Consider the following 9899-nt stretch of genomic DNA (forward strand, 5'->3'; position numbering starts at 1 on the left):
AAAGCGTAGGACAGCTCAGTCAGCTACTGCGCTTTCTACTTTTTCGTACACTTATCATGCGAGACAGAAATCCTATGTTATTTGGTATTTCTAAAAATTTTTGATTCCAATTCAACTAGCCATTTTGATCATTGAATCCTCTAAAAACAGTCAAAAAAAGAGGTCAAGACATCAATCTGTCTTAACCTCTAAATATTAAATGCTTCATCAAATGACAATAGACAACTTAATTAAAAGATTCAATTTCATCCATAATACTTTGAAGCGCATTAACATCATATTGAATACGACCATGGAAAACAAATTTGTTAAAGAACTCATTCAACTGTTCTGGACCTACTAACACTTTTGTTGTTCCTTGTGTTGCAAAGCTTGAAATCGTTACATCGCCTTCACGTTTTGGATTAAAATATAAAATCGTAGTTGGCGTATATTTTAAATCCAATTGACGTTGCAATTGTGTCGCAACTTGCTCAATATGATTGATTTGTTTTGTATAATCTTTGATTGAAAGTGCATTTTGTTCACCATCTTGTTGGTCCAGCACAACCATTTGTGGTGTTGATGGATCTAAATCTAATGTTTTGAAAACTTGCTCTAACATTGGATTTTCTGAAAATTGATTTTGACTTACGCCTTGATATACATGACCTTTTAAAAGTTCAGAATCAATAATATAAAGGCCTGTACGTGTCAAAACGAGATGACTAATACGTGTAATATCCTCTAAATCATTAGTGGGTAAAAAGATATTGGCCATGATATGCATATCTTCTGGTCGAATACGTTTTTCTTTGACTAATCTTTCACGTATTCCAAGTAAACGCATATCTGTCACATATTCACTACTATTTTTTGAAAATAATTTTAATGCATCAATTTCTCTATTTTTTGAAGAAAGCATTGTTTCATATTCTTCTTTATGTTGCGTGTCCGCTTTTTTCTTTTCAATTCGAACTTTTTCAAGCTCTTCTTCATGCTCATGAGTCAGTTGATCTTGCTTCGTTTGATATTGACTTGCGTAACTTTCTTTCGCTTTCTTTTTACTTTTGAGCGCTATCAAAAACAAAATAAAGAATAATGCTGCAATTACAATAGCAGCAATGAGGCCTATTTCGATTGGACCAAATTGTGTCATTTGCAATACCTTCCTTTTATCTACATTTCTACAGTTATTTCTATTATATTAAATAACTATAAAATTAGCGATAGTTACAGCAATAAAATTTATTGTAAAGCAGAAACCGCTTCTTTTAATAATTCAATTTCATCTGTTTTTTCCCAAGGTAATTGCACATCATTTCGACCAAAGTGACCATATGCGGCTGTTTGTTTATAGATTGGGCGTTGTAAATCAAGCATTTTAATAATTCCAGCAGGTCTTAAATCAAAGTGATCACGTACGGCTTGAATTAAAGTATCCTCACTGACTTTTCCTGTGCCAAATGTATCGATAGCGATAGAAACGGGCTGAGCGACACCAATAGCGTAGGCAAGTTGCACTTCACATTTATCCGCAAGTTGTGCAGCTACAATGTTTTTTGCGACATAGCGCGCTGCGTAGGCTGCAGAACGGTCGACTTTTGTAGGATCTTTTCCTGAAAAAGCACCCCCACCATGACGGGCATAACCACCGTAAGTATCCACAATAATTTTACGGCCAGTTAAGCCTGCGTCACCTTGTGGACCACCAATGACAAAACGCCCTGTTGGATTAATGAAAAATTTAGTCTCTTCATCTAATAAGCTTGGGTCTACTGTTGGATAAATAACATACTCTTTAATGTCATTTTGGATTTTTTCTAATTCAATTTCTTCGTGATGTTGTGAAGATACAACAATTGTATCAATACGTTTGGGTTGATTTTGTTCATCATATTCAACCGTCACTTGGACTTTACCGTCTGGTCGTAAATAATCTAAAGTTCCATTTTTACGGACTTCTGATAAACGTTTCGATAATTTATGTGACAGGTCAATTGGTAATGGCATGAGTGTATCTGTTTCATTTGTCGCAAAACCGAACATCAAGCCTTGATCGCCAGCACCTGTATTTAACTCTTCGTCATTCATTTCATCACGATATTCTAAAGCGCGATCGACACCTTGTGCAATATCAGGTGATTGTTCATCTATCGCTGTTAAAACAGACATTGTTTTATAGTCGTAACCATACTTCGCACGTGTATAGCCAATCTCTTTAACTGTTTCGCGTACGACTTTTGGAATATCTACATAAGTGGAAGTAGAAATCTCACCCGCGATTAAGGCCATACCTGTCGTCACTGTCGTCTCACAAGCGACACGTGCATTTTTATCTCCTTTCAAAATTTCATCCAAAATTGCATCAGAAATCTGGTCTGCAATTTTATCAGGATGACCTTCTGTTACTGATTCTGAAGTAAATAAGCGTCTGTTGTATGTCATAATAAACTCCTTTATATAATGGATTACGAACATTCTCTCTCTGAGCTCAATAAAAAAAGAGCCTTTCAACACTATAAAATAGAGTGAAGGCTCTAACGTCCATTCGCTCTTATCGTTCAGACCATATTTGTCTGCAAACGGTTTGGCACCTTTCTTCGTTAAAAGAGGTTGCTGGGTTTCATTGGGTCCATGTCCCTCCACCACTCAGGATAAGAGAATCCGTTAGCACTATATTACATAACTTTTATCAGTCTGTCAATTTCGTACTTATGCACAAATCACTTCTAAAAACCTTTCCTATCTATAAGGTTGATGTTGAATACATCGATATTCATGTAAGAAGCCACTAAAAAAATGATAAATTTGAGTGAACCATTGAAACTTTCGATGAATTTAACGCTGAAGTCATAGTCATAATACGTAAAAATAAATATTTAATCTAAAATCTGTTATTTCCCCTTAAATATAGTAGGGATTATTTCTCTAATATGTTATACTCTTAAATTGTAAAGGCTTACATTCAACAAAATTCGGAGGGGATTAGATCATGTCATTCAATACTAGTGCGTTAGAGGCATTAATCGATAAGCCAAGTTCACATTTTCAACTTACAACAACCGAACTTTATAACAAAATCTTAAAGCGTGATGAAGCAGAGTTAACAGAACTCGGTGCCATCAATGCGAAAACGGGTGAATACACGGGGCGCTCACCTAAAGATAAATTTATTGTAGACAATCCACAGGTAAAAGACGATATCGATTGGGGGTCAATCAATCAACCGATTTCTGAAGAAAAATTTCTCAATCTCTACCATAAAGTTATTGATTACTTAAATGACAAAGAAGAATTGTTTGTTTTTAATGGCTATGCAGGAAGTGATTCAAATTCACAACTTAAACTGACAGTAGTTAATGAATTCGCATGGCATAATTTATTTGCACAAAATATGTTTATTAAACCAACTTCTAAAGAAGAAGCTTCAAAAATCAAAGCAGATTTTACATTAATTTCTGCACCTCACTTTAAGGCAGACCCAAAAATCGATGGTACACGCTCAGAAACTTTTGTTATTATTTCTTTTAAGCATAAAACAATTTTAATTGGCGGCACAGAATATGCGGGTGAAATGAAAAAATCAGTCTTTTCTGTCATGAACTATTTATTACCAAAACATGATATTATGAGCATGCATTGTTCAGCAAATGTTGGAGGTAAAGGTGATGTCGCTCTGTTCTTTGGACTATCTGGAACAGGTAAAACAACATTGTCAGCAGACCCAAATCGTAAACTCATTGGTGATGACGAACACGGTTGGAACGAGAACGGTGTTTTCAATATTGAGGGAGGCTGCTATGCGAAAGCGATTAATTTATCAGCTGAAAAAGAGCCACAAATTTTCAATGCGATTCGATATGGTACTGTACTTGAAAATTTAGTGGTTGATACACATGGATATATTGACTTTGATGATAATCATTATACTGAAAACACACGCGCTGCTTACCCGATTGACCATATCGATAATATTGTGCTCCCTTCTAAAGCATCTCATCCAAATACAATTATCTTTTTGACAGCGGATGCATTTGGTGTTTTACCACCTATCTCTAAATTAAATAAAGATCAAGCGATGTATCACTTCTTGAGCGGCTTTACATCAAAATTAGCGGGTACAGAAAGAGGCATTACTGAACCAGTCCCTTCATTCTCAACTTGTTTCGGTGCACCATTCTTACCTCTTAGAGCTGAAGTTTATGCAAATTTACTCGGTGACCTTATCGATAAACATACCGTTGATGTTTACCTTGTCAACACAGGTTGGACAGGTGGCAAATATGGTGTAGGTAATCGTATTGAATTGAAATATACAAGAAAAATGGTCAATGATGCGATAAATGGTGCGCTTAAAAATACACAATTCGAAAAAGATGAAGTTTTTGGATTGTCGATTCCTACTGAAATTGAAGGCGTACCGAGCACAATTTTACAACCTAAAAATGCTTGGTCTGATAAAGAAGCCTATACTGATCAAGCACAACTTCTTGTAGAGCGATTCAAAGATAACTTCAAAAAATTTGGCGAAAATGCACAAGATTTAGAACTAAACGGTGGATTTAAATCGAATTAGAATATCACTGATTTATTTAAGCCATTTCATAATTATATGTATGCAAAAAAGCGCGTCCAGTTTAATTTAACGGGCGCGCTTTTATATTTTGTCATGCTGATAAATTATATTTTTAGTCGATCATCTTTATTCATGATTGATTGTCGTGTCGACGCATCCAATCCTGTATGAAAGCTAAAACTTTTTTCATGGCTTGTGGTCTCGGTACATGACCTTCATCATGTTGATAGAATGTTTCATACCGTGCGCCAATTTGTTCTAAATGTTGTTCCAAATAATACGCTTGATGAATACCGACTTGACAGTCTTGTTTACCATGAATAATTAAAATAGGAGGCGATTCAGCATCAATATCAGAAAGTGGATTTCGATTACGATAGGCTTGTATATCTTTTTTAGGATGCCCTACCATTCTTCTTAACATACCTCTTAAATCTACTCGCTCTTCATACATTAATTTTAAATCCGTAACGCCACCCCAAATTATATAGCTATTGGCTTTAACAGTTTGAAATGTAAGTAACCCTTGAATCCCACCTCTAGAAAATCCAACAAGATGCAGTGACGCTTGCGGATACATATTTTTTAACATCGTTGCGGCAACTACAACATCATTTAAATCTTTACCCGCAAATTCATCAAAACCTTGACTTCCGTTACTTCCTCTATAATATGGCACAAATACTAAAGTAAGTGGGCTTATAAATTGAAGTAATCTTGCTAAACGAACGCGTCCTACTTGTCCTTTACCGCCACGTAAGTAGATTACGATTCTGTTCACATAAGAATGGGGTACCAAGCAGAGTCCTTTAACGTTAAGGTCATCAACACGATACGTCCATTCCTCCACTTTATGCGATAATAATTCACTAGGCATTCGTTTAGCTTTGATAAAAGCCAAGTTCTTTCATCCTTTCTACACATGCTAATATCGCAGGATCATTTAATAAATAACTTTTTTCATCATCTTTAATAGTATCTAATGACTTTGTAAGAATAGGTCCATACGTTTCATGATAATAAGTTTTATCTTCAATCTGGTCGACAAATACGACATAAACATCTTTTTTGAAACAATGTGATTGCCCTTGCACTTCATATTGCGCAATATAATAAAGCGCGTCTATCGTTGTGCCAGTTTCTTCATATAATTCACGTTGCACAGCCTCTTGACTCGATTCATTAATTTCACGTTTACCGCCTGGAAATTCAATCCCTCTATCTTTATGTCGCGTTAACACAAGATTTTGATTGTAAATTGGTAACGCTAAAACGTGTTCACCATTTTGTTCATCGTGATGATTTTTAAATTCAAGCACCACCGTTTGATGATGACTATCGGTAAACTTCACACCCCATACGCCCTTTCTATCTATGTTACAATATAACCTATTGAAGGAGGTTACAACTTGAAAACTTTATTTATCAAACTGATTCGTTTTTATCAACGTTTTATCTCACCTTTGACGCCACCTTCCTGCCGATTCTATCCAACGTGTTCCAACTATACGTTAGAAGCGATTCAAGTTCACGGTGCATTAAAAGGAAGCTGGCTCGGCTTAAAACGAATTTTAAAATGCCATCCATTTCATAAAGGCGGCTTTGATCCTGTCCCTTTAAAAACATCTCATACGCATCACAACGCTAATAATAAAGATTGATTCACTTCGGGCGGTTTAAAATATAACCGCCCATTTTTTAAAGTGCCCGATCCTGTTACAATATCTTCTTTAAAATAAAAACCGTCTTCAGGAATATCTCCTGCATAATTGCCCTCACGACTTAATAAAGCAGTGTAATATCGACTCAAACCACATTCGTACATACCACCTAAAACAAATTGTACATCTTCTTTTTTTAATCTCTCAATAATGGAGAGTACTCGATCAATCCCTCCTAAACGAAAAGGTTTCAATACAATGATACGAACAGCTTTACTTTGAATCCATTCCATAATCGCCTCTTCACTTGTCGCATGTTCATCGATCGCTATAGGTGGCAAGGACTGATCATCTATTTTGTCATCTAAAGATTGGAATGGTTCTTCTATATAAGCAAGTTGATACGATTTTAATTGTTTTAAAGTGGCTTCATCTTTTTGAGTTAGTGTTTGGTTAGCATCTGTAGAAACCGGAATCATCGGATACATCGTTGTGAGCATCTTAACTTGTGACAAAATGTCCGCATTCCATTTCAGTTTAATTCTCCCCGCTTGATCTAATTTCATAAGCCGCTGATTAAAATCACCATTAATTGTAATTGTCATTGGAATCGAAAAACATTCCAATGGATAAAACATCGGATACATAGCCATGATAATCGTTGCACGTGCAGCAGGAAATGGATCTAAAGTTGAAACGAGTTTTTGACCTTCACTAAAATTACGAATTTCTTGCCCTCTTACATTTTCAAACCATTTCTGTAAGGTTTGTTTTACATCCGTAATTGTCTCATGATGATACCAATCCGTTTCAAAAGCATTACATTCACCAAACCATAATTTGCCATGCTCATCTTGTAATGCAACAAACAACGTATGTCTATGTGTGAGTTTAATTTTTGCTGTTTGAATCGGATGTACAAATCGTGGGTCAAAACGGTAAAAATGAATGCCCATTAATTTCATTGAAATCCCTCATTTAACAAACGTCTTTGTAATTTACCAGTACTTGTATATGGAAGTGCTTTTACAAAATAAATAAATGCAGGTTGTTTATATTTGGCTAAACGCGCTTGTAAATATCCCTCAATATTTTCAATCGCTTGTTGTGCAACCACATATAAAATCGGTCTTTGTCCCCATACATCATCATCAATGCCCGTACACATCGCATCTTGAACTTCAGGATGTGATTTAGCTACAGATTCGATTTCAAAAGGATAAATGTTTTCGCCACCGCTAATAATTAAATCTTTGCGTCGATCATAAATAATGACGTCGCCATCTTCGTCCATACTCGCGATATCACCTGTTTTAAAATATCCTTCTGCATCAAAAGCGTTCTCAAGATGTGAAGGATATAAATAACCATTCATCACATTTTGTGCTTTTACATAAAGTTCTCCGTGCCCATTTTCGTCCGGAGATACGACTTTCAGATTAACATTTTCACTTGCATGGCCAACTGTATTCGGTTTGCTTTTCAACAACTGAGGTGAAGCTGTTAAAAATTGTGAACATGTTTCAGTCATGCCAAATGAATTATAAATCGGCAACTGATATTGTAGCGCCTGACGAATCAATTGTTCATCTAACTTGGCACCACCTAACAGTATTTTTTCAAGTTGATAAGGTTGATTGAGACCGTTTTGCATTAAACGCATTAATGTTACAGGAACTAAAGAAATATGCGTAATCCCTTTATGTTGAATAGCCTCTATAATAACATTTTCATCGAATTTTTCGAGTAAGTACACGGTAAATCCGTACTGCACACTTCTTAATAAAATACTTAAGCCTGAAATATGAAATAACGGTAACACTGCAAGCCACTTAGACGATGGACTAAAACCTAAACTTTCAATACAAGATTCTGCACTAAATTGGTGATTTGCGAAAGTTTGTGGAACTGCCTTTTGAGGTCCAGTTGTCCCCGATGTAAACATAATCGATGCAATTTGATTTTCAGATACAGAATGAGGAATATGAGGTACCTCTTCACTGATTAATGTACTTGAATATATAACTTTCGTTTTTGTTGTAAATAGGATATTCTGTGTACTGATAATTAAATCAATACCGATTGCATTCATTTGTTGGTCAATTTCATAGGCTGTTAAGCGATTGTTAATCAATGAAATTTCTATTTGATAAAGCCAAGCTGCATGTAAGAGCACAACGCTTTCAATTGAATTATCAATATATAGCCCCAGTCGTTGTCGATTTAAAGCCTTCAATGCGGCCCCTTTTTCAGTCGCTAACTGTAATAAGTCTTCAAATGTCAACGACTCTGATGGGGTCTCTATCGCAATTTTTCTCGGCTGTTGCTTGGCTTGTTGTACGAGCCAATGTTCCATATTCGTCTCCCCCCGAATAAATCTTAATAATACTATTATAGTCTTAATCGAACGCACATGCATGATATAAATCTAAATTTATTTTCATGAAGCAGCGAGAAATAAGATTGGGGATTCGTATTATTTTTATAAAAAATGGCAATTACGTTTTAAAGCAATTAAATAGTGGAATTTTAAAACTATCGTACAAATCAAGAAGAACCCTACAAATTCACTCTGATTTGTAAATATAGATCCATTTTTAATGCGTAAATTATTTCTCAATTGGAGGTGAAGCGTATGACTACGCCTACAGAAAAATTACTGGCTTCTTTAAGTTATTTTAGTGTTTTTTTCGCACCTATTTTATTTCCAGTTATCGTATGGATTGCTGCGGGACCACCAGTCTCCACACATGCTAAAAAGGCGCTACTTTATCACATTTTACCTTGGATCTTAATCCTCATTGCTGTTATTTGTTTTGGCTTAACTCAATCTTACAACCATACTGCAGCTGCCGTTCTATTCATCCTGGGTATTCTTACAGCTTTAGGAAGTGTATTTTATCTTATTTATAATTTATATTGCGGGGTTAAAGTACTTGTGACAGATGAGTAACATGTTGCTTAATAGATGCAATTTAAAGAACAATGTTGTATCGTTTTATAAACGAGTCGCGTTACCTATTGGAGGTTTAAACATGAAGCAAAATCAACCTAATTTAGCGATTTTTATTTCGATCTTGCCATTACTTGCTTACCTTTATTTACAAGGATTTTATGTTGTTATTTATAAAGAAAGCGCTATTGCTCGTGTTCTTGCAGTGTCTGGCATGCTTATTTTCACCATACTTTGTTCTATTGCAGTCTATAGTGCTTTTATCCACACGCAAAAAGATAAATCAAAATAATAAAATCCGAGGTTTTCAAACAGATGAATGAAGACCTCGGATTCTATCTTTTATTAAACGAGTTTTATTGATATTTCGTCTTTAATTAAATTGTTTTATCTTTTTTACGTTTTCGACCTATCATCACCGTACCTAATGTAAGCAATAATGTACCCATTAACCAGCTAGCTTGTGATGTGTTAGATGCTCCTGTATTTGGCAATTGTTTTTCAGTCTGGTGCTCACCTTTAGACATTGATTGGTTTTTCTTGTTCGTTGATGATTTCATCTGACCTTTACCTTGTTGTTGATCCGCTGGCGTTTGTACCATTGGTGGTGTTGGTTGCTCTGGTGTCGGTTGTTCCGCTGTTGGTGGTGTCGGTTTCTCTGGTGTTGGTTGTTCCGGCATCGGTGGTGTCGGTTCTTCTGGTGTTGGTTGTTCTGGCATTGGTGGTG

11 protein-coding genes and 1 riboswitch are annotated in these 9899 nt (G+C 35.6%); of the genes, 4 read left to right on the forward strand and 7 right to left on the reverse strand.

The window, feature by feature from the left end; genetic code table 11:
• Window positions 1–226 precede the first annotated feature (226 nt).
• Together HMPREF1208_RS05675 and metK are read right to left on the reverse strand one after the other, a co-directional pair.
• Window positions 227–1138 carry a nuclease-related domain-containing protein gene (locus HMPREF1208_RS05675; protein WP_016425408.1) on the reverse strand — a complete coding sequence of 304 codons (912 nt, stop codon included), beginning with the start codon at window positions 1136–1138 and terminating at the stop codon, window positions 227–229.
• Window positions 1139–1227: 89 nt separating this feature from the next.
• Window positions 1228–2427, reverse strand: coding sequence for a methionine adenosyltransferase (metK, locus tag HMPREF1208_RS05680; protein ID WP_016425409.1), 1200 nt, complete (start codon window positions 2425–2427; stop codon window positions 1228–1230).
• A gap of 106 nt (window positions 2428–2533) precedes the next feature.
• Window positions 2534–2643: riboswitch (SAM riboswitch) on the reverse strand.
• A 331-nt stretch (window positions 2644–2974) separates the two neighbouring features.
• Between metK and pckA the strand changes: the two genes are divergently transcribed.
• A complete protein-coding gene (pckA, locus tag HMPREF1208_RS05685) occupies window positions 2975–4558 on the forward strand; it encodes a phosphoenolpyruvate carboxykinase (ATP) (RefSeq protein WP_016425410.1) in 1584 nt (527 codons plus the stop codon).
• A gap of 130 nt (window positions 4559–4688) precedes the next feature.
• On the opposite strand, the gene HMPREF1208_RS05690 is transcribed toward pckA, so the two are convergent.
• A complete protein-coding gene (locus HMPREF1208_RS05690; protein WP_016425411.1) occupies window positions 4689–5459 on the reverse strand; it encodes an alpha/beta hydrolase family protein in 771 nt (256 codons plus the stop codon).
• Entirely contained in the window at window positions 5440–5910 is a 471-nt protein-coding gene (gene ytkD, locus HMPREF1208_RS05695) for an RNA deprotection pyrophosphohydrolase (RefSeq protein ID WP_016425412.1), read from the reverse strand. Before ytkD ends, HMPREF1208_RS05690 begins: the two co-directional genes overlap by 20 nt.
• Window positions 5911–5967: 57 nt before the next feature.
• Here ytkD and yidD point away from each other — a divergent pair, with 57 nt between their 5' ends.
• Complete coding sequence (gene yidD, locus HMPREF1208_RS05700; RefSeq protein WP_016425413.1) at window positions 5968–6219, forward strand: membrane protein insertion efficiency factor YidD; 252 nt, start codon at window positions 5968–5970, stop codon at window positions 6217–6219.
• Here the strand turns inward: yidD and menC are convergent.
• Together menC and menE are read right to left on the reverse strand one after the other, a co-directional pair.
• Complete coding sequence (gene menC, locus HMPREF1208_RS05705) at window positions 6195–7184, reverse strand: o-succinylbenzoate synthase (protein ID WP_016425414.1); 990 nt, start codon at window positions 7182–7184, stop codon at window positions 6195–6197. The genes yidD and menC overlap by 25 nt on opposite strands.
• On the reverse strand, window positions 7181–8575 hold the full coding sequence (gene menE, locus HMPREF1208_RS05710; protein ID WP_016425415.1) for an o-succinylbenzoate--CoA ligase: 1395 nt from the start codon (window positions 8573–8575) through the stop codon (window positions 7181–7183). The genes menC and menE overlap by 4 nt, the downstream gene beginning before the upstream one ends.
• Window positions 8576–8854: 279 nt before the next feature.
• On the opposite strand from menE, the gene HMPREF1208_RS05715 reads away from it, so the two are divergent.
• Together HMPREF1208_RS05715 and HMPREF1208_RS05720 are read left to right on the forward strand one after the other, a co-directional pair.
• Window positions 8855–9172: a DUF4870 domain-containing protein gene (locus HMPREF1208_RS05715; RefSeq protein WP_016425416.1), complete on the forward strand. Its 318-nt coding sequence runs from the start codon at window positions 8855–8857 to the stop codon at window positions 9170–9172.
• A gap of 82 nt (window positions 9173–9254) precedes the next feature.
• On the forward strand, window positions 9255–9464 hold the full coding sequence (locus HMPREF1208_RS05720) for a hypothetical protein (RefSeq protein WP_016425417.1): 210 nt from the start codon (window positions 9255–9257) through the stop codon (window positions 9462–9464).
• Between the two features lie 85 nt (window positions 9465–9549).
• On the opposite strand, the gene HMPREF1208_RS05725 is transcribed toward HMPREF1208_RS05720, so the two are convergent.
• Window positions 9550–9899 (reverse strand): LPXTG cell wall anchor domain-containing protein (locus HMPREF1208_RS05725; RefSeq protein ID WP_016425418.1); only part of this gene is annotated, 350 nt, incomplete at its 5' end.

Origin of the sequence: Staphylococcus sp. HGB0015, from assembly GCF_000411275.1 — a bacterium.
GTDB classification, from domain to species: domain Bacteria; phylum Bacillota; class Bacilli; order Staphylococcales; family Staphylococcaceae; genus Staphylococcus; species Staphylococcus schleiferi.

What these genes read in the sequence shown, in the direction of transcription:
- pckA (WP_016425410.1), top strand. Translation starts at nt 2,975, where the DNA reads ATGTCATTCAATACTAGTGCGTTAGAGGCATTAATCGATAAGCCAAGT.
- metK (WP_016425409.1), bottom strand. Translation starts at nt 2,427, where the DNA reads ATGACATACAACAGACGCTTATTTACTTCAGAATCAGTAACAGAAGGT.
- menC (WP_016425414.1), bottom strand. Translation starts at nt 7,184, where the DNA reads ATGAAATTAATGGGCATTCATTTTTACCGTTTTGACCCACGATTTGTA.
- menE (WP_016425415.1), bottom strand. Translation starts at nt 8,575, where the DNA reads ATGGAACATTGGCTCGTACAACAAGCCAAGCAACAGCCGAGAAAAATT.
- HMPREF1208_RS05720 (WP_016425417.1), top strand. Translation starts at nt 9,255, where the DNA reads ATGAAGCAAAATCAACCTAATTTAGCGATTTTTATTTCGATCTTGCCA.
- HMPREF1208_RS05675 (WP_016425408.1), bottom strand. Translation starts at nt 1,138, where the DNA reads ATGACACAATTTGGTCCAATCGAAATAGGCCTCATTGCTGCTATTGTA.
- HMPREF1208_RS05715 (WP_016425416.1), top strand. Translation starts at nt 8,855, where the DNA reads ATGACTACGCCTACAGAAAAATTACTGGCTTCTTTAAGTTATTTTAGT.